The sequence below is a fragment of the Thauera sp. DNT-1 genome (genome assembly GCF_055393985.1).
In genome coordinates this window covers 3,873,119-3,895,442 of the sequence record NZ_AP043752.1, presented here as the reverse complement: position 1 = coordinate 3,895,442, position 22,324 = coordinate 3,873,119, and the positions used below count along the sequence as shown (strand labels likewise).

General features: G+C 70.3%; 14 protein-coding genes and 1 riboswitch. Of the genes, 7 read left to right on the top strand and 7 right to left on the bottom strand.

The window, feature by feature from the left end:
• Positions 1 to 181 precede the first annotated feature (181 nt).
• The 3 genes from ACZ5PP_RS17950 to ACZ5PP_RS17940 form a co-directional block, all read right to left on the bottom strand.
• The gene (locus ACZ5PP_RS17950; RefSeq protein WP_004313707.1) at positions 182 to 2,983 is read right to left on the bottom strand and encodes a nitrate reductase; all 2,802 of its coding nucleotides are present in this window, start codon (positions 2,981 to 2,983) and stop codon (positions 182 to 184) included.
• Positions 2,984 to 3,054: 71 nt separating this feature from the next.
• A complete protein-coding gene (locus tag ACZ5PP_RS17945) occupies positions 3,055 to 5,301 on the bottom strand; it encodes a bifunctional protein-serine/threonine kinase/phosphatase (RefSeq protein ID WP_464826419.1) in 2,247 nt (748 codons plus the stop codon).
• A gap of 89 nt (positions 5,302 to 5,390) precedes the next feature.
• Complete coding sequence (locus ACZ5PP_RS17940) at positions 5,391 to 6,605, bottom strand: nitrate/nitrite transporter (RefSeq protein WP_004323077.1); 1,215 nt, start codon at positions 6,603 to 6,605, stop codon at positions 5,391 to 5,393.
• 345 nt (positions 6,606 to 6,950) lie between these two features.
• Here ACZ5PP_RS17940 and ACZ5PP_RS17935 point away from each other — a divergent pair, with 345 nt between their 5' ends.
• Positions 6,951 to 8,138 carry a multidrug effflux MFS transporter gene (locus tag ACZ5PP_RS17935; RefSeq protein ID WP_012584886.1) on the top strand — a complete coding sequence of 396 codons (1,188 nt, stop codon included), beginning with the start codon at positions 6,951 to 6,953 and terminating at the stop codon, positions 8,136 to 8,138.
• 138 nt (positions 8,139 to 8,276) lie between these two features.
• On the opposite strand, the gene nirD is transcribed toward ACZ5PP_RS17935, so the two are convergent.
• From nirD to bluB, 4 genes are all read right to left on the bottom strand, one after another.
• Positions 8,277 to 8,588, bottom strand: a complete 312-nt coding sequence (gene nirD, locus ACZ5PP_RS17930) for a nitrite reductase small subunit NirD (protein WP_012584885.1) — start codon at positions 8,586 to 8,588, stop codon at positions 8,277 to 8,279.
• Positions 8,589 to 8,787: 199 nt separating this feature from the next.
• Positions 8,788 to 11,265: a nitrite reductase large subunit NirB gene (gene nirB, locus ACZ5PP_RS17925; protein WP_004323082.1), complete on the bottom strand. Its 2,478-nt coding sequence runs from the start codon at positions 11,263 to 11,265 to the stop codon at positions 8,788 to 8,790.
• A 1,157-nt stretch (positions 11,266 to 12,422) separates the two neighbouring features.
• On the bottom strand, positions 12,423 to 13,811 hold the full coding sequence (locus ACZ5PP_RS17920; RefSeq protein ID WP_464826418.1) for a nitrate- and nitrite sensing domain-containing protein: 1,389 nt from the start codon (positions 13,809 to 13,811) through the stop codon (positions 12,423 to 12,425).
• Positions 13,812 to 14,408: 597 nt separating this feature from the next.
• Positions 14,409 to 15,218, bottom strand: coding sequence for a 5,6-dimethylbenzimidazole synthase (gene bluB, locus ACZ5PP_RS17915; protein ID WP_464826417.1), 810 nt, complete (start codon positions 15,216 to 15,218; stop codon positions 14,409 to 14,411).
• Between the two features lie 49 nt (positions 15,219 to 15,267).
• Positions 15,268 to 15,460, bottom strand: a riboswitch (cobalamin riboswitch).
• Positions 15,461 to 15,860: 400 nt separating this feature from the next.
• Here bluB and ACZ5PP_RS17910 point away from each other — a divergent pair.
• From ACZ5PP_RS17910 to ACZ5PP_RS17885, 6 genes are all read left to right on the top strand, one after another.
• On the top strand, positions 15,861 to 16,337 hold the full coding sequence (locus tag ACZ5PP_RS17910) for a VOC family protein (protein ID WP_004315153.1): 477 nt from the start codon (positions 15,861 to 15,863) through the stop codon (positions 16,335 to 16,337).
• A 724-nt stretch (positions 16,338 to 17,061) separates the two neighbouring features.
• Positions 17,062 to 17,874 (top strand): VPLPA-CTERM sorting domain-containing protein, encoded by an 813-nt coding sequence (locus ACZ5PP_RS17905; protein WP_464826416.1) that lies wholly within the window; start codon positions 17,062 to 17,064, stop codon positions 17,872 to 17,874.
• Positions 17,875 to 18,019: 145 nt separating this feature from the next.
• A complete protein-coding gene (locus tag ACZ5PP_RS17900) occupies positions 18,020 to 18,457 on the top strand; it encodes a low molecular weight protein-tyrosine-phosphatase (RefSeq protein ID WP_464826415.1) in 438 nt (145 codons plus the stop codon).
• Between the two features lie 467 nt (positions 18,458 to 18,924).
• Positions 18,925 to 19,239, top strand: coding sequence for an H-NS histone family protein (locus ACZ5PP_RS17895; protein ID WP_004315156.1), 315 nt, complete (start codon positions 18,925 to 18,927; stop codon positions 19,237 to 19,239).
• A 55-nt stretch (positions 19,240 to 19,294) separates the two neighbouring features.
• On the top strand, positions 19,295 to 20,107 hold the full coding sequence (locus tag ACZ5PP_RS17890; RefSeq protein WP_464826414.1) for a hypothetical protein: 813 nt from the start codon (positions 19,295 to 19,297) through the stop codon (positions 20,105 to 20,107).
• 51 nt (positions 20,108 to 20,158) lie between these two features.
• Positions 20,159 to 22,036 (top strand): bifunctional metallophosphatase/5'-nucleotidase, encoded by a 1,878-nt coding sequence (locus tag ACZ5PP_RS17885; protein ID WP_464826413.1) that lies wholly within the window; start codon positions 20,159 to 20,161, stop codon positions 22,034 to 22,036.
• The last annotated feature ends 288 nt before the right edge of the window (positions 22,037 to 22,324 follow it).

Sequence of the window (22,324 nt, the reverse complement as noted above, 5' to 3'; positions counted from 1 at the left end):
ACGTAGGCGCGACGCAAGTCGCGATGCATTCGGCCAAAATCTAGAAATTCGCCTTATAGTCGAAGCATTATTTTTTGTTGCACTGCACAAAAAATTTCTCTACGATTGCACCTGTCTCCTCCACCCTCCTCCTTTGGTGTGGATTTGCCCGGGCCTCGCAAGACGCCCGGGCTTTTTCTTTTCAGCTCCCCTCGGCGAGCATGCGGCGGATCTCGGGCACGCACGAACCGCAGGACGTGCCGCAGCGCAGCCTGGCCTGCAGCGCGTCGAAGTCGCGTACGCCGGCGCCCGCGGCGATCGCCGCCGCGATGTCGGCCTCGGACACGTTCAGGCAGTTGCACACCACCCGCCCGCGCCCCGCATCTCCTGTCGGCGGGGTCGCCAGCGGCGCCAGCAGCCACGGACGCAGCGCCGCCGCGTCGCGGCGCTCGACCACCGCCTCGCTCAGCCAGCCCGCGGCCGCGGTCTCGCCGGTCAGGCGCAGGCCGACCAGGCGGCCGTCCTCGATCAGCGCACGCTTGCTGATCCCGCGCGCGGGGTCGGCATACGACAGCACCCCGTCGCCCTCGAGGCCGAGCAAGGCGTCGAGCTCGGCGAGCCAGCCGGCCGGGATCGGACGGTCGTGCGCGACCCGCATCACCACCGCGGGCGTGTCGCGGCCGGCGAGCGCGAGCGAGGCGTAGGCGAAGCGCTCCAGCCAGGGCGACAGCAGCGCAGCCTCCTCGGCGGCGGTACGCCCGGGGCGCTCGGCACGCACCAGCAGCATGCGGTTCGGCAGCTCGACCGGCTCGATGCGCACCGCCGCGTGCTTGAGCTCCGGCTGCTTCGACAGCGGATCGCAGGCGCCGCCGAAGAGCAGGTTGATCCCGGCCGAGTTCAGCGCCCGCCGCCCCCAGTGCATCCCGACGAAGGCCATGCCGTGCCGCAGCGCACTCGCCGCGGCCACGCGCAGCACCAGCTCGCCGTGCCGGCTCGACACCTTGACCAGGTCGCCGTCGACGAGGCCGCGCCGCGCCAGCTCCTGCGGGTGCAGCTCGATGCGTGCCTCGTCCGCATGGCCGTACAGGCGCGCCACCTTGCCGCTGCGGCTCATGCCGTGCCACTGGTCGCGCAGGCGGCCGCTGGTGAGGGCGAGCGGATAGCGCACGCCGGTCTTCTCGGCAGTGAGCGCGCGCGCCGGCACGACGAAGCGTGCGCGCCCGTTCGGCGTCGCGAAGCGACCGTCGGCGTAGAGACGCGCTCGCGCCGCGGCATCGGCGCCATCCACCGCCGCCCCCGCCGGAAACGGCCACTGCTGCGGGCCTTCACCTTCCAGCAGGGAATAGTCCAGCCCGGTGATGTCGAGGTCGCGCCCGGCGGTGCTGGCGACGTGCTCGGCGAAGATCGCCTGCGCCGACGCGTAGGCGAACATCGCCGCCGCCTGCGGCTTGCCGATGCGCGGTGCGAGCGCGCGTGCGAAGTCGCACACGATGCGCCAGTCGGCACGCGCCTCGCCCGGCGCCGGCACGGCCGCGCGCACGCGGCTGATGCGGCGCTCGGAGTTGGTCACCGTGCCCTCCTTCTCGCCCCAGGCGGCGGCCGGCAGCACGAGGTCGGCGAAGGCCGCGGTCTCGGTGCCGGCGAAGGCCTCCTGCAGCACGACGAAGTCGCAGACCGCCAGCGCCTCGTGCACCAGAGCCTGCTCGGGCATGGACTGCGCCGGGTTGGTGCACGCGATCCAGATCGCCTTGACGCGGCCCTCGCGCGCCGCGCGGAACAGCTCCACCGCGGTCAGGCCGGGCTCCGAAGGCACGCTGTCCACGCCCCACAGCCGCGCCACCTCCGCGCGATGCTCGGGATTCGCCAGGTCACGATGCGCCGGCAGCAGGTTCGCCAGCCCGCCGACCTCGCGCCCGCCCATCGCGTTGGGCTGGCCGGTGAGCGAGAACGGCCCGCAGCCGGGGCGGCCGATCTTGCCGGTCGCGAGCGAAAGCGCGATCAGCGCGGCGCCGTTGTGGGTGCCGTGCGTCGACTGGTTGAGCCCCTGGCACCACAGCGACAGCGCCGCCGGCGCCTCGCCCCACCAGCGCGCCGCGGTGACGATGTCCTCCGCCGCCACCCCGCACACCGCCGCGGCCACCGCCGGGCTCACCCCGTGCACATGCGCGCGCAGCGCCTCGAAACCCTCGGTGTGGGCGGCGATCCAGGCTTCGTCGGCCAACCCGTCGCGCAGCAGCACGTGCAGCATGGCGTCGAACAGCCAGACGTCGGTGCCGGGCAGGATGGCCAGGTGCAGGTCGGCCATCGCCGCGGTGTCGGTGCGGCGCGGATCCACCACGACGATCTTCATGCCCGGTCGCCGCGCCCTCGCCTCCTCGATGCGGCGGAAGGCCACCGGATGCGCCCACGCCGGGTTGGCGCCGGCGATCAGGATCGTGTCGGCGTGGTCGAAGTCCTCGTAGCAGCACGGCGGCGCGTCCGCACCCAGCGTGGCCTTGTAGGCGGCGACCGCGCTCGACATGCACAGGCGCGAGTTGGTGTCGACGTTGTTGCTGCCGATCAGCCCCTTCATCGCCTTGTTGAAGACGTAGTAGTCCTCGGTGAGGAGCTGGCCGGAGATGTAGAAGGCGACCGCGTCCGGGCCATGCTCGGCGATCACGTCGGCGAAGCGCTGCGCGGCCACGTCGATCGCCGCGTCCCAGCCGATGCGCGTGCGGGCCTCGCCGCGGCGGGCGCGGTATTCGGGGTAGAGCAGGCGGGTATCGTGGCCGGCGCTGAGGTGCAGGGTCGCGCCCTTGGTGCACAGGCGGCCGAAGTTGGCCGGATGCGCGGGGTCGCCGCGCACGCCGGTGATGCGGGTGCCGTCGTGCTCGATCAGCACGCCGCAGCCGACGCCGCAGTAGGGACAGGTGGCAGGGGTCTCGCCCGGCGCCGCGGCGCGGATCGGGATCGTGCGCCGGCCAGCGGGCGAAGGCCGGGCAGGTTCGGGCAGGGGATGGGTCATGGTTTGCCTCGTCCGTAGGGGTCTGAGGGATCGGGTCTTCACAGGATGAGCAAATGAAAGGCCTGACCCCTTCAGGACTTCAGGGATCGGTACAGCAGGAACAACAGCACGACATTCAGCAGCAGCGAGGCCAGCGCGATCAGCTTCAGCGCCAGCGTCGGCCGGCGCTCGAGCAGCGGCGTGCGGCGCGGCACCGCGAGCGGCTGCCAGGCGCCGCGCTCGAGCGCGAGGCGGAACTCCTCGGCGGTCTCGAAGCGGGCGGCGGGTTCGCGCGCGCAGGCCTTGAGCAGCACCGCCTCCAGCCAGGCCGGCGTGTCGGGGCGGTGGCGGGTGGGCGGGACGGGTTCGCCGAAGCGCGGGTGCTGGAAGGGCTCGACCTCGCCGTAGGGGAACTTGCGCGTGAGCAGCTCGTACAGCGTCACCCCGCAGGCGTAGAGGTCGGAGGCCTCGTTGGCCGGCGTGCCGGCGAAGAGCTCGGGCGCCATGTAGGACGGCGTGCCCGGGTTGTTGATCTCGCGCAGGTCCTCCGCCTCGCTCGCCGCCACGCCGAGGTCGAGCAGGCGCAGCACGCCGTCGCGGCCCAGGTGCAGGTTGTCGGGCTTGATGTCGCGATGCACGATGCCCAGCCGGTGCAGTACGCCGACCAGACGCAGCACGCACGCGCCGAGCTCGGCGACCTCGTGCGCGCGCAGGCGCTCGCCGCGCGCGAGCAGCGCCTTCAGGCTCTCGCCCTCATGCCAGCTCATCAGGTAATACAGATGCGCGCGCGCGGGCCAGTCGGCCACCTGCGGAAAGCCCTGCGCGGGCACCCGCCGCGCCAGCCACTCCTCGCGCACCAGCGCGCGGCGCGCGTCCTCGTCGTGCTCGTGGGCGGGCAGCAGGGTCTTGAGGACCCAGCGCGGCGCCGCAATCGCGCCTCGCGGCGCTCCCACAGGAACCGGCGCGCGGGGCGAAGTCGACGCGACCTGCGGCGACGTAGGAGCGGCGCAAGCCGCGATTGCGGCCGTGCCGTCGGCAACGTGGTCGGGACCAATCGACGCCGCAATCGCGCCTCGCGGCGCTCCCACAGGAACCGGCGCGGCGGGCGAAGTCGACGCGGCCTGCGGCGACGTAGGAGCGGCGCAAGCCGCGATCGCGGCCGTGCCGTCGGCAACGTGGTCGGGAGCAATCGACGCCGCATTCGCGCCTCGCGGCGCTCCCACAGGAACCGACGCGGCGGGCGAAGTCGACGCGGCCTGCGGCGACGTAGGAGCGGCGCAAGCCGCGATTGCGGCCGTGGAGTCCTCGATGCGGCAAACCCGATACAGCACGGTCAGCCGCGACACGTGCAGCACCGCCTCCACGCGCAGGCCGTCGAGCGTGTCGCCCTCGGCCAGGCGCGGCGGCAGCGGCAGGCGGCGGCCGGCGGCGAGGCGGTCGCGCAGGTTGTCGGCGGGCAGCGCGCGCACGCAGGCCACCAGCGCGCTGGCGTTGTCATTGCCGCCGGCGCGCAAGGCGGCTTCGACGAGGGCATCGGCGGCGGCCTGCGGGTCCAGGCCGGCTTCCGCTACCCTCGCGCACGCTCCGGCCTCCTCGGACACCCCCACGCCATTTTCACCCCCCGCCCTTCCCTGCGCCTCCGTTCCCCGCGTTACGGGTTTCGGTGTCACCACCCCCACCGCAGCCCGTCCCCCACCCTCCCTTTCCTTCTCCTGCCCCGCCTGGCGCGCGAGCAGCGCCGCGATCGCCTCGTCGCCGAGCGTGTTCCACACCCCGTCGGTCAGCAGCACGAAGACGTCGCCCAGCGCCAGCTCGCCGTCGTCGTGATCCACCAGCAGGCGCGACTCCAGCCCCAGCGCGCGGCGCAGCACGTTGCTCAGCTCCGGGTGCGGCCAGGTGTGGTCCTCGCTCAGGCGCAGCAGCGCGCCGTCGCGCCACAGGTAGGCGCGCGAGTCGCCCACGTGCGCGAGGTGCCAGCGCCGCCCGCGCAGCACCAGCGCGGTGAGCGTGGTCGCCATGCCCGCAGTCTCGGCGGTACGCGCCGACTGCGCGAGCAGCCAGCGGTTGGCCGCGCCGAGCACGGTGTCGAGCGACTTCTGCACGCTCCAGGTGTGGGCCGTGGAGAAGTAGTCGGCGAGGAGGCTGCGCACGGAATACTCCGCCGCCTCGCGGCCGTGCGCGTGGCCACCGACGCCGTCGGCGATCGCCAGCAGCACGCCCTTGGCCGCGCGCTCGTCGCCCTCGGGCATCGCCGCGGCAACGAAGTCCTCGTTGGCCGGACGCGGCCCGGTCCGGCTGGCGTGGCCGAGGAGGATCTCCAGGGGGGTCAGGTCTTTCATCTGCTCACTCGCCTTTCTCGACGTGAAGCCAACGGATGCGGGATGATCAAACTCAGGACCTGACCTCGTTCGGGACCCCATTCGGCCATTCAGATCTTCGCCGAGGTCAGGTGCGCCGCGCCCCAGGTCGTGCGCCAGCGCGTCTTCACCGCGGTGAGCCCGACCAGCGCGAACACCGCCAGCGCCGCGAAGATCAGGAAGCCGGCCTGGTAGCTGCCGGTGAGTTGGCGCGCGAAGCCGAGCGAGGACGCCAGGTAGAAGCCGCCGATGCCGCCCGCCATGCCGACCAGGCCGGTCATCACGCCGATCTCGCGACGGAAGCGCTGCGGCACGAGCTGGAACACCGCGCCGTTGCCCATGCCCAGCGCCAGCATCGCACCCACGAAGGCCACCAGCGCCATCCACGCCTGGGGCAGGCCGACGCTGACGATGGCGAGGAAGATCGCCGCCAGGATGTACATCACGGTGAGCGACTTCACGCCGCCGATGCGGTCGGCCACGTTGCCGCCGATCGGGCGCACCAGCGAGCCGGCGAACACGCAGGCCGCGGTGAAGTAGCCCGCCATCTTCGGATCCAGCCCGTACTGGGTGTTGAAGTAGATCACCAGCGACGAGGCCAGACCGACGAAGCCGCCGAAGGTCACCGAGTAGAAGAACATGAACCACCACGCGTCCTTGTCCCGGAGCACCGCGAGGTATTCGGCGAAGCGCTTGGGCGGCGGCGCGTCGGGCGCGTCCTTGGCCATGAAGCAGAAGGCCACCAGCACGATCACCAGCGGGATCAGCGCCAGCCCGAACACGTTGTGCCAGCCGAAGGCCATCGCCAGCCCGGGCGCGAACAGCGCCGCGAACGCGGTGCCCGAGTTGCCGGCCCCGGCGATGCCCATCGCGGTGCCCTGGTGCTCGGGCGGATACCAGCGCGAGGCCAGCGGCAGCGCCGCCGCGAAGGACGCGCCCGCCACGCCGAGGAAGACCCCCAGCACCAGCACCTCGTTGAACGAATGCACGCCCACCAGCCAGGCGTAGGCCAGGGCCCCGATCACGACGAGCTGGCCGATGATCGCCGCCTTCTTCGGCGACAGGCGATCGACCACCACGCCCATGATCATGCGCAGGATCGCTCCCGCCAGCACCGGCGTGGCCACGATGAGGCCCTTCTGCGCGTGCGACAGGCCGAGGTCGGCGGCGATGCCGACCGCCAGCGGACCGAGGATCACCCACACCATGAAGGCGAGGTCGAAGTAGAGGAAGGCGGCGATCAGTGTCGGCGTGTGGCCGGCCTGCAGGAAGGATTTCTTGTCCATGTCGGGCTCCAGGGTCGTGCTTGAAGCGCACCATCGGTGCGGGAATCTCCAGCGCGAACCTCTTCGCCCGACCGCCCCGCCGTCATTGGCGGGGTCGTACGCTGTGCTGGTGTCTGCTCAGCAAGCGTCGTGCCACATTTGAAATCGTTCTAAATCAGTCAGTTGGACTTTGCGCTCGACGGTGGCGACGCACCAGCTTGGTGTGCGGTGCACAAAAGCGGTGCGCACGCGGGCGTGCCGGCTTGCGCGCAAGCCCCCCCTGCGCCGACGAGGAAGCACGCCTGCGGGCAGCATTCATGCTATTTTCTCGATAATTTTCTTTATTCTCGATTTACAAAAACCACCATGCCCGCCCCCCTCGTCATCCTCATCCTGTCCCTGCTGCTCGGCCTGCAACCGATCACCACCGACCTCTACCTCCCCGCCCTGCCCGCGCTCACCGCCAGCTTCGGCGCGGTCCCGGCGCAGGCGCAGCTGACGCTCACCGCGCTCCTGCTCGCCTTCGGCGCGTCACAGCTGTTCTGGGGCCCGCTGTCCGACCGCATCGGACGCCGCCGGGTGCTGCTGATCGGCCTCGCCGGCTACACGCTGGCGGCGGTCGGCAGCGCGCTCGCCGGCTCGATCGAGGTAATGGTGTTCTGGCGGGTGCTGCAGGGCGCGTTCATGGGCGCGGGCACGGTATGCGCGCGCGCAATCGTGCGTGATCTTTATGCGCCGCAGGAAGGGGCGCGCGCGATGAGCAAGGGCTTGTCGGGCCTGGGCGTGGCCGCCTGCCTGAGCCCGCCGCTCGGCGGCGTGCTGGCCGAATGGTTCGGCTGGCGCGCCACGCTGGCGGCGCTGACGGTGATGGGCGCGGCGACCCTGTTCGTGGTCGCCCGCCACTTCCAGGAGACCCTGCACGAACGCCACCCCGAGGCGCTGCAGCCCGCCGTCCTGCTGCGCACCGCGCGCGGCATCGTCGGCAACCGCAGCTTCTGGACCTACGCCTCGCTGTGCACCGCGTCCTTCGGCGGGCTGTTCTGCATCCTGTCGGCGTCGTCCTTCGTCTTCATCAACCTGCTCGGCACCTCGCCGAGCTTCTACGGCGTGCTGCTGCTCCTGCTGTCGGCCTTCTACATCGGCGGCACCATGCTGTGCCGGCGCATGATCCAGCGCTTCGGCGTGCAGCGCAGCGTGATGATCGGCGGGGCCCTGTCGCTGAGCGGCGGCGGCCTGATGCTGGCCTTCGCGCTCTCCGGGGTGAGCACGGTGTGGACCATCATGGTGCCGGCCTTCATCTTCATGCTCGGCCACGGGGTGCACCAGCCCTGCGGCCAGAGCGGCGCGATCGCCCCTTTCCCGAAGGCGGCCGGCGCCGCGTCGGCGATCACCGGCTTCCTGATGATGGTGGTGGCCTTCGGCGCCGCGTACTGGGTGGGCGCCAACACGGACGGCAGCGCCCTGCCGATGATCGTCGGCGTGGCCTTCTGCAGCGCCGCCGTCGCGTTCATCGCCTGGGTGCCGGTGCAGCGCGTAAGGCTGGGGGCCGTGTAGGGGCGACGCGGCCGGTCGCCCCTGCGGGAGCGGCGGGCGGAGGATCGATGCGGGGGTGGGGGCGACCCAGCCTCGCCCCTCCGGGAGCGGCGGGGCCGACGATCGATGCGGAGTGGAGATCACCCGCTGGGTCGCCCCTTAGGTCGCCAGCCACACCTCGCCGCCCTCCACCTTCACCGCGAAGCTCGCGCACGCCCCCACGTCCGGCGCCACCGCCTGGCCGTCCTGCAGGTTGAAGTTCCAGCCGTGCAGCGGACAGGTCACCTTGCGGCCGTGCACGATGCCTTGCGAGAGCGGGCCACCCTTGTGCGGGCATTGGTCGTGCAGCGCGAAGACCTCGTCGTCGGCGTTGCGGAAGACGGCGATGTCGTCCGCGCCGGGGCGCCGCACGACGCGGGAGCCGAGGCGGGGGATGTCGTCGAGCAGGCAGATGCGTTTCCAGTCGGTCATGGTGGGTTCCTTCTTCGGAAGCTTGGTTCGGTTGTTATTTGTAGGAGCGACGCCAGTCGCGATGCCGGTGCCCGGAATCCGCGCCGCGCTCGGTCGGGGGGGGGGGGTGATCGCGACTTGCGTCGCTCCTACGGGACGTCATCGAGGCGCCGTGGTTTTCGTAGGAGCGACGCGAGTCGCGATTCCGGCGCCCGGAAACTCAGGCCTCGACCTTGATCGGGATGAACTGCTTCACCGCCTCCTCCTCGCGGCTGGTCTGCCACGGATCGCGCGCGTCCTTGAGCGCGTCGAGCAGGCGCGCGTGCAGGCGGCGACGGTTCTCGCCGTCCTCGACCACCTTGGCCTTCACGTAGTCGAGGCCGACGCGGTCGAGCCAATGCACCGTGCGCTCGAGGTACCAGCCCTCCTCGCGGTAGAGCTGCAGGAAGGCGCCGGCATACTCCATGACCTCCTCGTCGCTGCCCACCTTGCACAGATACTGCGCGACCTCGGTCTTGATGCCGCCGTTGCCGCCCACATACAGCTCGTAGCCGGAATCGACGCCGATCACGCCGACGTCCTTGATCCCCGCCTCGGCGCAGTTGCGCGGGCAGCCCGACACCGCAAGCTTCACCTTGTGCGGCGCGTACATGTCGAACAGCATCTTCTCGAGCTTGACCCCCATGTCCATCGCCAGCTGGGTGCCGAAGCGGCAGTGCTCGGCGCCGACGCAGGTCTTCACGGTGCGGATCGACTTGCCGTAGGCGTGGCCCGACACCATGCCGGCCGCGTTGAGGTCGGCCCAGATCTTCGGCAGATCCTCCTTCTTCACCCCGAGCAGGTCGATGCGCTGGCCGCCGGTGACCTTGACCGTGGGCACCTGGTATTTCTCCGCGGCATCCGCAATGGCGCGCAGCTCGGCAGGCGTGGTCAGCCCGCCCCACATCCGCGGCACCACCGAATAGGTGCCGTCCTTCTGGATGTTGGCGTGGGCACGCTCGTTGATGAAGCGCGACTGCGGATCGTCCTTGGCCTCGTGCGGCCACGACGAGATCAGGTAGTAGTTGACCGCCGGCCGGCACTTGTCGCAGCCGTTGGGCGTCCTCCAGTTCAGCGTGTCGAACACCGCCTCCTTGCTCGTCAGGTGGTGCTTGAAGATCGCCTCGCGCACCACCTTGTGCGAATGCTCGGTACACGCGCACACCGGCTTGTCGTTGGCGCTCACCGCCTGGTAGGCGCCGCCGACGGTGGAAGCGAGGATCTGCTCGACCAGGCCGGTGCAGGAGCCGCAGGAGGACGCCGCCTTGGTGTGCTTCTTGACCTCGTCGAGGGTGAACAGGCCCTTCTCCTTGATCGCCTTGACGATGGTGCCCTTGCACACGCCGTTGCAGCCGCACACCTCGGCCGTGTCGGGCATGCTGGCGGCGCGGTTCTCGCCCTTGTGGCCGGCGTCGCCCAGCTTGTTCTGGCCGAACATCAGGTGGTCGCGGATCTCGGCGACGCTCTGGCGATCCTTCATGAGCTGGAAGTACCACGAGCCGTCGGCGGTGTCGCCGTACAGCACCGAGCCCACGATGCGGTCGTCCTTGAGCACGACGCGCTTGTACACCCCGCCCTGGCGGTCGTGCAGCACGATGTCCTCGGTGCCCGGGCCGCCGCTGAAGTCGCCCGCCGAGAACACGTCGATGCCGGTCACTTTGAGCTTGGTCGAGGTGACCGAGCCCTCGTAGCGGCCGATGCCGAAGTTGGCGAGGTGGTTGGCGCACACCTTGCCCTGCTCGAACAGCGGCGCCACCAGGCCGTAGGCGATGCCGCGGTGCGCCACGCACTCGCCCACCGCGTAGATGCGCGGATCGGTGACGGTCTGCAGCGTGTCGGAGACGTGGATGCCGCGCACCCGGCCGCTGCCGCAGTACAGGCCGGCGGATTCGGCGAGTTCGTAGTTCGGCCGGATGCCGGCGGCGACCACGACGAGGTCGGCGGGGATCTCCATGCCGTCCTTGAAGCGCACCGCGCCCACGCGCCCGTTCATGCCGCCCTGCGCGTTGCGCGCCGGCAGCAGCGCCTCGGTCTGGCGCGCGAGCAGGAACTTCATGCCCTTGGCCTCGAGCGAGGCCTGCAGCATGTCGGCGGCCGCGCGGTCGAGCTGGCGTTCCATGATCCACTCGCCGAGGTGCACCACGGTCACGTCCATGCCGCGCAGCATCAGCCCGTTGGCCGCCTCCAGGCCGAGCAGGCCGGCGCCGATCACCACCGCGTGGCGGTACTTGCCGGCGGCCTCGATCATCGCCTCGGTGTCGGCGATGTCGCGGTAGCCGAGCACGCCCGGCAGGTCGTTGCCGGGGATGGGCGGGATGAAGGGCGTCGAGCCGGTGGCCAGCAGCAGGCGGTCGTAGTCGGCCTCGGTGCCGTCGCCGGCGAGCACCTTGCGGCGCACGCGGTCGATCTTCACCACCTTGCGGCCGGCGTGCAGCGTGATGCCGTTGTCGCCGTACCAGTCGAGATCGTTGAGCATGATCTCGGGCAGCGTCATCTCGCCCGCCAGCACCGGCGAGAGCAGGATGCGGTTGTAGTTGCCGTGCGGCTCGGCGCCGAACACGGTGATGTCGTAGAGGTCGGGCGCGAGCTTCAGCAGCTCCTCGATCGTGCGCACGCCCGCCATGCCGTTGCCGACCAGCACGAGTTTCATCTTCTTCATGGGTTTTCTCCGCAACAAGGCCGATTGGGTCGGAATGAAAACGGCGCCCATCCCGCTCGATCCCCAGCAGGGGGCGAGTGGAATGGACGCCGTTGTCCACCAGACCGTAAAACGCTGCGGCAGCACTCGCTGCCGCTCACCCGACCGCCGTTGGCCAGGGGCTCGAGGAAGAATAAGCATCAAACATGCCAGCGCCTGGGGGCGATCGATCCGACCAAAGCGCCGCCCAACCCCCACCGCCCGCACTGCTGCGGTGCAGCACCCACACCCACATGCACAGCCCTGGTGCGAAGCACACCGCACCGGAATCCCCAACCCGCAGCGTCCGGGGTCGCATCGAATCGCACCTCCCCGAACCTCGTCACGCCCGGCCTGGCATGTAGGAGCGACGCCAGTCGCGATCACGGCGCCCGGAATCCGCACCACCCCGGCCCTGCCGCCGCCATCGCGACTTGCGTCGCTCCCACAGAAACCCGTAACGCTCCCGGCCTTGGCGCACGAGCGACGCCAGTCGCGATCCCTCCAAAACTCGCAGCGCCCGGGGTGGGACGTAGGAGCGACGCCAGTCGCGATCACGGCGCCCGGAATCCGCGCCACCCAGCCTGGCCGCCGCCATCGCGACTTGCGTCGCTCCCACAGGAACCCGCAACGCTCCCGGCCTTGACGCACGAGCGGCGCCAGTCGCGATCCCCCCAAAACCCGCAGCGCCCGGGGTGGGACGTAGGAGCGACGCCAGTCGCGATCACGGCGCCCGGAATCCGCGCCACCCAGCCTGGCCGCCGCCATCGCGACTTGCGTCGCTCCCACAGGAACCCGCAACGCTCCCGGCCTTGACGCACGAGCGGCGCCAGTCGCGATCCCCCCAAAACCCGCAGCGCCCGGGGTGGGACGTAGGAGCGACGCCAGTCGCGATCACGGCGCCCGGAATCCGCACCACCCCGGCCCGGCCGCCGTGATCGCGACTTGCGTCGCTCCTACAGAAACCTGCAACGCTCCCGGCCTTGGCGCACGAGCGGCGCAAGTCGCGATCCCCCCAAACCCGCAGCGCCCGGGGTGGGACGTAGGAGCGACGCCAGTCGCGATCACGGCGCCCGGAATCCGCGCCACCCCAAGCCCGGCCACCGCCATCGCGACTTGCGTCGCTCCCACAGTCGCGATCACCCGGCCGATGCAACGCCGGGCAGGAAGGCCTCCAGTTCCAGCACGGCGCGCGCGACGTCGGGGAGGCGGCGGCCCTGGTTCATCGCGGTCTGGCGCATCAGGCGGTAGGCGGCATCCTCGCTCAGGCCCTGATGGCGCATCAGCACGGCCTTGGCGCGATCGATCAGCTTGCGCTCGTCGAGGCTGGCGCGCACCGCGGCGAGCTCCTCGCCCATCGCCTGCAGGCGGCACGACTGGGCGTGGAGCACATCGACGAGCGAGCGCGTGAGGCGCGGGCCGAAGGGATCCGCCGCCAACTCGAGGCGCCCGGGCACCGCCGCCGGACGCTCCGCGCCGGGGGCGATCGCCGTCTGCCCCGTCCCAGGCTCGTCCCCCTCGCCAGGCACTCCGGCCAGCTCGTCCGCCCCGCCGGCGAGAAACACCGGGGCGGCGTCCGCCCCCCCTGCCAGCGCGCACATCAGCACCTCGGGATAGTCGGGATCGCGCTGCAGCGCGGCGATCCGCGCCGCACAGGCCGCACGCAATCCCCCGGCAAGCAGGTCCTCGATCACGCGCAGGTGGTCGAGCCGGGCCGAACAGCATGCGAACCAGGGCTCCGCGAGCGCCGACGGCAGCACCCCGCCCTTCCCCGCGGCGAGCAACTTGCGGCGCAGGCGTTCAAGTTCGGCGAGCGGCATCGCCTGGCACGCCGCATCCCAGGCGCTGCGCACCTCGGGCGGGCAGAAGGCAGCGAAGCGCGCGAAGCACGCCTCCTGCGTCTCGATCAGATGCAGCAGGTCGGGCTCGGCGGGATGGCGCGCGTTGGCCGCAGCGTTCGCCCTCCCAGCGGCGAAGGCGGCCGCACCGGCCGCACGCTCCTGGCCGGCGAACTCCTTGCCCTGCATCAGGTTGAACAGCGCCACCAGCAGGCGCGAGATGGCTGGATCGGTCGCGATGTCGGCCGCCTCGAAGACCAGCGCCAGCAGCGCGGCGATCGCCTGCGTGAATCGCTGCGTGGCCTCGTGCGGCGTGCAGCGGCCGGCGGCGATCGTCGCGCGCAGCGCGGGCAGCCCGTCGAGGGCGTGCAGCGCGAGCGCGATCCGGGTGAGCAGGCGGGAGCCGCCCGTCGGCGCCGCGCCGCCCCTCGCGTCGAGGACGTCGGCCTGCTCCAGCCAGGTCCGCAGCGCGGCATCGGCCTCGATGCTGGCCGCCACGCACGCCGCGCGATCGCCATCGAAGTGCCTGCCACCCGCGGCGAGGTGAAGATTCGAGCACCCGCGCTCGGCCTGCAGGCGATGCACCAGCTCGCTCACCGCCCGCACCAGCTCGCAGCTGCGCGCCAGTTGCTCGAGCTCGCGCAGCTCACAACGGCGCGCAGCGACCAAAAAGGCGAGGATCGATTCCATGCAGGGCTCCGGCAAGAAGAGGGTCTGCGACCGGCGGCCGCACATCCCCCCAAGCAAGACCCGTGCAAGCCCGACGCCTGGGCGCTGCTGTAGGAGCGACGCAAGTCGCGATCACGGCCCTGCCGCCCCCGCCGCCCGCTGCCGCACGCGGAATCGTGCGATCGCGACTTGCGTCGCTCCCACCAAAACCAGCGCGCCCTTCCAGCGCCGACGCCTGGCGCTGCTGTAGGAGCGACGCAAGTCGCGATCACGGCCCCGCCGCCCCCGCCACCCGCTGTCGCAGGCGGAATCGTGCGATCGCGACTTGCGTCGCTCCCACCAGAACCACCGCTCCCTTCCAGCGCCACCGCCTGGCGCTGCTGTAGGAGCGACGCAAGTCGCGATCACGGCCCTGCCGCCCCCGCCGCCCGCTGCCGCAGGCGGAATCGTGCGATCGCGACTCGCGTCGCTCCCACCAGAACCAGCGCTCCCTTCCAGCGCCGCCGCCTGGCGCTGCCGTAGGAGCGACGCAAGTCGCGATCACGGCCCCGCCGCCCCCACCGCCCGCTGCCGCACGCGGAATCGTGCGATCGTGACTCGCGTCGCGCCCGCAAGGGGCTACGCGGCGCTTCGAGGGCTCGGGCGGAGCTGGCCGATGGCCTCGATCAAGCCCTCGCCCACCCCATCGGGCCCGCGCTGCCAGCCGTCGAAATGCAGCAGCTCGGGCAACGGGACGCGCTTCAACCAGCCTGCGGCCTCGAGCTCCGGCTGCGCGTGGAAGTCGCGCACATAGCCGACGCACAGATAGGCGATCGGCACGATCTCGCGCGGGATGCCGAGCGCCTCGCGCAGCGCCTGCTGGTGCAGGATGCTCACCCAGCCCACGCCCAGGTTCTCGGCGCGCGCCGCCAGCCACAGGTTCTGCACCGCGCACACCGCGCTGTACACGTCCATCGCGCCGATGTGCGTGCGCCCGATCACGACCGGGCCGTGGCGGCTGCGGTCGCAGGTGATGCAGATATTGACCGGCGACTCGAGGATGCCCTCGAGCTTCAGGTTGCGATAGGTGTCGCGCTTGCCCTCGTCGAACATCTGCTCGGCCTCGGCGTGCGCGGCGAGGAAATCGGCGTGGATCTTCGCGCGCACCTCGCGCGAGCGCACCACGACGAAATCCCACGGCTGCATGAAGCCGACCGAGGGCGCGTGATGCGCGGCGGTGAGCACGCGCGCGAGCACCTCGTCGGGGATCGCGTCGGGCAGGAACTCGCCACGCACGTCGCGCCGGGTGTGGATGGCGCGATAGACGGCGGCGCGCTCGGCGGCGTCGAACAACGGATTGGCCTGGAAGCGCGCGGCGGCCGGGTCGTGAATCGGTGCGGACGCGTCGGCGCTCGCCGGCGCGCACTGCGCCTGCGTCGGGCTGCTCATGAAGTATTCCCCTTGTCGTCGAGCAGTGGGCAGCCACCGACCAGGCGACTGCGGGATGCACTTCGAGGCCGGTCTTCCGGCTGCGGATCATCTCGTCCGGGCGCCTTCCCGGTCCTCGTGGACCAGTGGCTGGGCGAACCTCGCCCGGACAATCCCCTACACGGCGCTGGGCGCGCGGCGGAATTGCACCGCCTTCCCGATTCTCCCGCGCACGCGCGGGCACCTCGAAGCAGAGAGGGCGCAAGCTTAGCGGCAAAGGCGGCCGCGGGCAAAACAAGGCGGACACCGCCGCGCGGGGTGGGAGGTCGCCCGATCGCGACTTGCGTCGCTCCTACGAAACCGGCGCGCGCATCCTTGCGCCCGGCGCCCGGAGTGGGACGTGGGAGCGACGCAAGTCGCGATTCCCACCCGCGTCGACCTATAAGCGCTCCTCGCAGATGCACCGCCCGATCGCGACTTGCGTCGCTCCTACGAAACCGGCGCGCGCATCCTTGCGCCCGGCGCCCGGAGTGGGACGTGGGAGCGACGCAAGTCGCGATTCCCACGAAACCGGCGCTCGGCCATTGGCCCTCCCGACGCAGCGCCGGCTCGATTCCTCTATAATTATGAATTCTTGACACAACCGCCCACCCAGGAGGCACCATGTCCCAGCGTCCGTTCAAGATCCTCGGCATCCAGCAGATCGCCATCGGCGGTCCGAGCAAGGAGAAGCTCAAGACCCTGTGGGTCGACATGCTCGGCCTGGAGGTCACCGGCAACTTCGTGTCCGAGCGCGAGAACGTCGACGAGGACATCTGCGCGATGGGTTCCGGGCCGTTCAAGGTCGAGGTCGACCTGATGCAGCCGCTCGATCCCGAGAAGAAGCCCGCGGTGCACACCACCCCGCTCAACCACGTCGGCCTGTGGGTGGACGACCTGCCCAAGGCGGTCGAATGGCTCGGCGCCAACGGCGTGCGTTTCGCGCCCGGCGGCATCCGTCGCGGCGCGGCGGGCTATGACATCACCTTCCTGCACCCCAAGGGCAACGACGAATTCCCCATCGGCGGCGAGGGCGTGCTCGTCGAACTTGTCCAGGCCCCGCCCGAGGTCGTCGAAGCCTTCGCCCGCATCGCCAGCTGATCGCCCCCGGCATTTCATGTAGGAGCGACGCAAGTCGCGATCCAGCGCCGCGGCAGGCGATGCGCCTCGGTCGCTGCGGGACGGCCGTGATCGCGACTCGCGTCGCTCCCACAGCGCACCCCGAACGCCCGCAAGCACCGCCACCCCGGCGTTTCACGTAGGAGCGACGCAAGTCGCGATCCAGCGCCGCGGCAGGCAATGCGCCTCGATGGCTGCGGGACGGCCGTGATCGCGACTCGCGTCGCTCCCACAGCGCACCCCGAACGCCCGCAAGCACCGCAACCCCGGCGTTTCACGTAGGAGCGACGCAAGTCGCGATCCAGCGCCGCGGCAGGCGATGCACCTCGGCGGCTGCGAGACGGCCGTGATCGCGACTCGCGTCGCTCCCACAGCGCACCCCGAACGCCCGCAAGCACCGCAACCCCGGCATCTCCTGTAGGAGCGACGCAAGTCGCGATTGCAGCGCCGCGGCAGGCGATGCGCCTCGGTCGCTGCGCGTCGCCGTGGATGCGGCGGCGCAGCACCTGCCCCGAAGTGTCGAATTTTTTTACACCGCCCCCCTCGCGACGTCCTCTCCAGAGCAACAGAACCCTTTAAATCAAGCACTTGCAAAACAGGCACTGATATTGCTTTGTACGTTCCAGCGGTGACCAATCGCCCTGTTTTCAACAACGAAGACGCCGGCCCCCGGGTTGGTACGTCCCAGTTTTAAAGGATTGCGCCAATGAAAAAACTTGCTCTCATCGCAGCGACCGCGTCGCTCGCAGCCGTGTCCACCGGTGCTTCGGCCGCTTATGTCAGCACTGCCAACCTGGGCGGCGACTTCGCCATCACCGGTTTTGCCGACGGCACCCCGGGCACCTACCAGATCGCCCTGACCAACCTCAGCGGCGCCCTTTCGCTGGCCGCCGGCCCGGCGGGCACCTACACCGTCGGCGTCGGCCCCGGCAGCGCCGGCCCGACCGCCACCGCCACCGCCACCTTCTTCGCGGGCCCCGGCGGCACCGTCACGCGCAGCATCAGTTCGAACGTCGGTATCTTCACCGGCAACCTCACCCCGACGGGCCTCACCCCGGGCATCTACAACTTCGCCTTCGGCGCCGGCCCCGCGTTCTCGGTCGGCTTCAACTTCGGCGGCTCGTACGACGGCGCGACCACCTCCGGCGTCCTCGGCCTGCTCAACGGCCTGCTCGGCACCAGCTTCGTCGATCCCACCGGCGCGGGCACCCTGGCGATCACCGGCACCGTCACCAACAACAGCTTCATAATGGACGTCGTCGAAACGGCGACCAACTGGCCCGGTGCCGGCGCGCTGCTCGCTTCGGCCGACTATGGCGTGTTCCTGCAGTCGAACGGCCTTACCGATACGACCGCCAACAGGCTCGCCTATGCGCAGAGCCCGACCTACAACCGCACCGACGGCACCTTCCGCGTCAGCAACGTCGCCGTCACCGCCGTCCCCGAGCCCGCCTCGCTGGCCCTGCTGGGCCTCGGCTTGGCCGGTCTGGGCGCGATGCGTCGCCGCAAGCAGGCCTGATCCTCGGCTGCTGCAGTACCGCAAACCGGCATCCTCGCGAGGGGGTGCCGGTTTTTACGTTTACACTCCCGGACCAGGCCGGTCGCCCGCGATCGCGCTCCACCGCGCCGCGCCCGCCGCACACCCGACGCCCTCGCACACCGCCATGTTCGACAAGATCCTCACCCTCTGCACCGGAAACATCTGCCGCAGCCCGCTCGCCGAGTTCCTGCTGCGCGACCGCCTCGCCGCGCGCGGCCGCGCGGCCACGGTGGCCTCGGCCGGCATCGGCGCCCTCGTCGGCCATCCCGCGGACGAGACCACCCAGCGTGTCGCCCTGCGCCACGGCATCGACCTCTCGCCCCACGTCGCGCGCCAGCTCACCCCCGAGATCACGCGCTGGGCCGACCTCATCCTGGTGATGGAAAAGCACCACCTCGAATACGCCACCCGCCTCGACCCCAGCGCGCGCGGCAAGATCTTCCTGCTCGGGCATTGGGACAAGGCCGAGGTGCCCGACCCCTATCGGCTGGCCGAGGAAAACCACCAGCTCGCCTACGACATCATCGCGCACACCGCCGAGCAGTGGATCGGCAAGCTTTGAGCGCGCGAATCAGCGCGCACGCACGGGCGAAAGAAAGGACGCGGCGGGGATTCGGGGCGCCGCTGATCGCGACTTGCGTCGCTCCTACGAAACGCCCACGCTTCCGAAGGCCCCCGTAGGAGCGACGCAAGTCGCGATTGCGGCGTATCCGATCGCGCTGGGCGGAATGGATGCCCCCGGCGTATCCGATCTCTCTAGGTGGAATGGATGCCCCCGACGTCGAATGGATACCGCGGTGCGGCATTCCTGCATGCTTGATCGCGACTTGCGTCGCTCCTGCAAAAACCATCGCACCACTCCGCATGCCCTATCCGTGCCGCTTAATTGCTTCATTCGGCAAGGGCATTCACAGACCTTGCCAATTAACGCCGGGCACATTAATCCGAAAAAGTTTCTCCAAGGCTTTCAAAAACGTTTTTCATCGGCGTACAATCGGCACGTTTTCATCACCACAAAACATAACGATCATGACCACCTACGCCGAACTGCAGCAAAAAATCGCCGAGCTCCAATCCCAGGCCGAAGAACTGCGCAAGCGCGAACTCGCCGAAATCATCGCCGACGTCAAGCAGAAGATCGCCGCCTATGGCCTCAGCGCCGCCGATCTCGGCCTGCAGGCGGGCCGCGAATCCACCGCCGCCCCGCAGAAGGCCAAGACCGCGCTCAAGGCCAAATACCGCGACCCCGCCACCGGCGAAACCTGGGTCGGCCGCGGCGCCACGCCCAAGTGGATGCGTGCCTACCTCGAAGCCGGCCGCAACAAGGATGAATTCCTGATTTAATCCGTTTCCGCACATCGGCCGGGGCGTCATTTCCCCGGTCAAAAGCCCCGCCCCGATGACGACACATCACAAGGTCAATCATCCGGTCGGGGCTTTCTCTTTCGAGCCGAACGGAACACCGCGGCATCCGGATTGCCATCAAGCCGGGAGCGGATTGCCCAATCGATGCCGTTCCCGAATCACAGGATTTCACGCACCACCCGCATTGCAACGCCGCTTTCGTGGGAGCGACGCGAGTCGCGACCGGGCGATTCCGCAGGCAATGCGCGACGGCAAGGGCGGCATGGCCGATATCGCGACTTGCGTCGCTCCTACGGGAAACGCCGTGGGCGATCTGGCGATGGCGCACGACCAGCGCGATGGTTTTCGTGGGAGCGACGCGAGTCGCGACCGGGCGATTCCGCAGGCAATGCGCGACGGCAAGGGCGGCATGACCGATATCGCGACTTGCGTCGCTCCCACGGGAAACGCCGTGGGCGATCTTGCGATGGCGCACGACCAGCGCGATGGTTTTCGTAGGAGCGACGCAAGTCGCGACCGGGCGATTCCGCAGGCAATGCGCGGCGGCAAGGGCGGCATGGTCGATATCGCGACTTGCGTCGCTCCTACGGGAAACGCCGTGGGCGATCTTGCGATGGCGCACGACCAGCGCGATGGTTTTCGTGGGAGCGACGCAAGTCGCGATCGGGCGATTCCGCAGGCAATGCGCGACGGCAAGGGCGGCATGGCCGATATCGCGACTTGCGTCGCTCCTACGGGAAATGCCGTGGGCGATCTGGGACCGGCGCACGACCAGCGCGATGGTTTTCGTGGGAGCGACGCGAGTCGCGATTGCCCGAACCACCCCGCGGCTTTCATCACCACTTAACCTCCTTTCGCGATCCTCCGTCCATCCTCGAAACGGACAAGAGGCTCCGCCATGCGTCACCCCGGCATCCCCAAGCTGCTGCTGCTCACCGGCGCGATCATGCTCGCCGGCTGCACCGACACCTCCTCCGGCGAGGCCAAGGCCGACGCCGAGCCGGTGCCCGCAGCGGCGCAGCCCGATGCGCCCAGGCCCGACTACCGCCTGGCCATCCTCCACATCAACGACCACCACTCCAACCTCGACGAATCCGACGCCAGCCTGCGCCTGCGCACCGGCAGCGACGACACGCGCGCGAGCGTGACCGTCAAGCTCGGCGGCTTCCCGCGCGTCGCCACGGCGATCGCCGAGCTCGCCGCGCGCCACGAGCACGTCCTCAAGCTGCACGCCGGCGATGCCATCACCGGCACGCTCTACTACACCCTCAGCGAAGGCGAAGCCGACGCCGCGCTGATGAACCGCGTCTGCTTCGACGCCATGGCCGTCGGCAACCACGAGCTCGACTCCGGCGACGCCGGCCTCCAGACCTTCATCGACCACCTCTGGTCCGCCCCCGACTGCCGCACCCCGGTGCTCTCGGCCAACCTCGCCCCGCGCGCCGGCTCGCCGCTCGGCAGCGACAGCGTGCGCCCCTCGGTGGTGGTCGAGCGCGGCGGCGAGCGCATCGGCATCGTCGGCCTCACCACCGCCGCCAAGACGCAGAACGCCTCGCGCCCCGACCCCGGCACCCGGCTGCTCGACGAGGCGGACTCCGCTCAGCGCGAGATCGACCGCCTGCGCGCCCAGGGCATCGACAAGATCGTCCTGCTCTCGCACCTCGGCTACGCCCAGGACCAGGCGATCGCCGCGCAGCTCTCGGGCGTCGACGTCATCGTCGGCGGCGACTCGCACAGCCTGCTCGGCGACGACAACCTGAAGACCTTCGGCCTCTCGCCCGCCGGCGCCTACCCCACCGCCGCGCGCAACAAGGACGGCGACGCGGTCTGCGTCGTCCAGGCCTGGCAATACAGCGCCGTGGTCGGCGAGCTCGACGTGCTCTTCGACGGCCAGGGCGAGGTCAAGTCCTGCGCCGGCCAGCCGCACATCCTCATCGGCAGCACGCTCGGCACGCTCGCCGGCGACGCCCTCGCCGCCGCCCGCGCCGATCTCGCCAGCCAGCCGGCGCTGCGCGTCACCGAACCGGACGCCGCCGCCAGCGCCGTGCTCGCCGACTACGCCAGCCAGGTGAAGGCCTTCGGCGCCGAGCCGGTCGCCGTCGCGCAGCAGAACCTCTGCCTGCGCCGCGTCCCCGGCACCCGGCGCGACCCCTCGCGCTCGAAGCTCGACGGCTGCAACCTCGATCCGCACGTGATCGCGCACGGCGGCGACGTCCAGCAGCTCGTCGCCGAAGCCTTCCTGCGCCAGGGCCAGCGCTTCGGCGGCGCCGACCTCTCGCTGCAGAACGGCGGCGGCGTGCGCGTCGACCTGGCCGCGGGCACGGTCACGATCGGGCACATCTACACCGTGCTGCCGTTCAAGAACACGCTGGTCGCGCTCACCCTCACCGGCGCCGAGCTGCGCGCCACCCTCGAGGACGCGATGCAGAGCGTGGTCGCCGGCAACACCGGCTCCTACCCCTACGCCGGCGCGCTGCGCTGGCAGGTCGACCTGCGCCAGCCCCTCGGCCAGCGCATCGGCGCGCTCGAGCATCGCAACGCCCAAGGCCAGTGGGTGGCGCTCGACGAGGCCGCGACCTACCGCATGATCACCAACGACTTCATCGCGGCCGGCCAGGACGGCTACACCACCCTCGGCACGCTCGGCGCCGACCGCCGCGAGGAGACCTTCCTCGCCTACGCCGACGCCTTCCTGCAGTACGCCCGCCAGAACCCCACCCTCACCCGCCCCGCCACCGCGGATTTCAGCACCCAGGGCTTCGTCGATACGGAATAAGGGGGCGGAACGCCCCGATCACCCGGCGCGTGACGGTTTTCGTGGGAGCGACGCAAGTCGCGATCGAGCGGAGCCTGACGGTTCTCGTGGGAGCGACGCAAGTCGCGATCGGGCGGTCCGGCAGGCGATGCACGCCTGGCAAGGGCTGCAAGGCCGGAATCGCGACTTGCGTCGCTCCTACAAGCAATTCCAGGCGCTGAACGGAGCCTGATGGTTCTCGTGGGAGCGACGCAAGTCGCGATCGGGCGATCCGCCTGAACGCTGGCCGGGATCGCGGCGCGCGTCTTC

Coding starts and splice junctions, on each gene's coding strand:
- ACZ5PP_RS17945 (WP_464826419.1), bottom strand. CDS start 5,301: ATGAAAGACCTGACCCCCCTGGAGATCCTCCTCGGCCACGCCAGCCGG.
- nirB (WP_004323082.1), bottom strand. CDS start 11,265: ATGAAGAAGATGAAACTCGTGCTGGTCGGCAACGGCATGGCGGGCGTG.
- ACZ5PP_RS17905 (WP_464826416.1), top strand. CDS start 17,062: ATGAAAAAACTTGCTCTCATCGCAGCGACCGCGTCGCTCGCAGCCGTG.
- ACZ5PP_RS17935 (WP_012584886.1), top strand. CDS start 6,951: ATGCCCGCCCCCCTCGTCATCCTCATCCTGTCCCTGCTGCTCGGCCTG.
- ACZ5PP_RS17910 (WP_004315153.1), top strand. CDS start 15,861: ATGTCCCAGCGTCCGTTCAAGATCCTCGGCATCCAGCAGATCGCCATC.
- ACZ5PP_RS17950 (WP_004313707.1), bottom strand. CDS start 2,983: ATGACCCATCCCCTGCCCGAACCTGCCCGGCCTTCGCCCGCTGGCCGG.
- ACZ5PP_RS17885 (WP_464826413.1), top strand. CDS start 20,159: ATGCGTCACCCCGGCATCCCCAAGCTGCTGCTGCTCACCGGCGCGATC.
- ACZ5PP_RS17900 (WP_464826415.1), top strand. CDS start 18,020: ATGTTCGACAAGATCCTCACCCTCTGCACCGGAAACATCTGCCGCAGC.
- ACZ5PP_RS17920 (WP_464826418.1), bottom strand. CDS start 13,811: ATGGAATCGATCCTCGCCTTTTTGGTCGCTGCGCGCCGTTGTGAGCTG.
- bluB (WP_464826417.1), bottom strand. CDS start 15,218: ATGAGCAGCCCGACGCAGGCGCAGTGCGCGCCGGCGAGCGCCGACGCG.
- ACZ5PP_RS17890 (WP_464826414.1), top strand. CDS start 19,295: ATGACGACACATCACAAGGTCAATCATCCGGTCGGGGCTTTCTCTTTC.
- nirD (WP_012584885.1), bottom strand. CDS start 8,588: ATGACCGACTGGAAACGCATCTGCCTGCTCGACGACATCCCCCGCCTC.
- ACZ5PP_RS17940 (WP_004323077.1), bottom strand. CDS start 6,605: ATGGACAAGAAATCCTTCCTGCAGGCCGGCCACACGCCGACACTGATC.
- ACZ5PP_RS17895 (WP_004315156.1), top strand. CDS start 18,925: ATGACCACCTACGCCGAACTGCAGCAAAAAATCGCCGAGCTCCAATCC.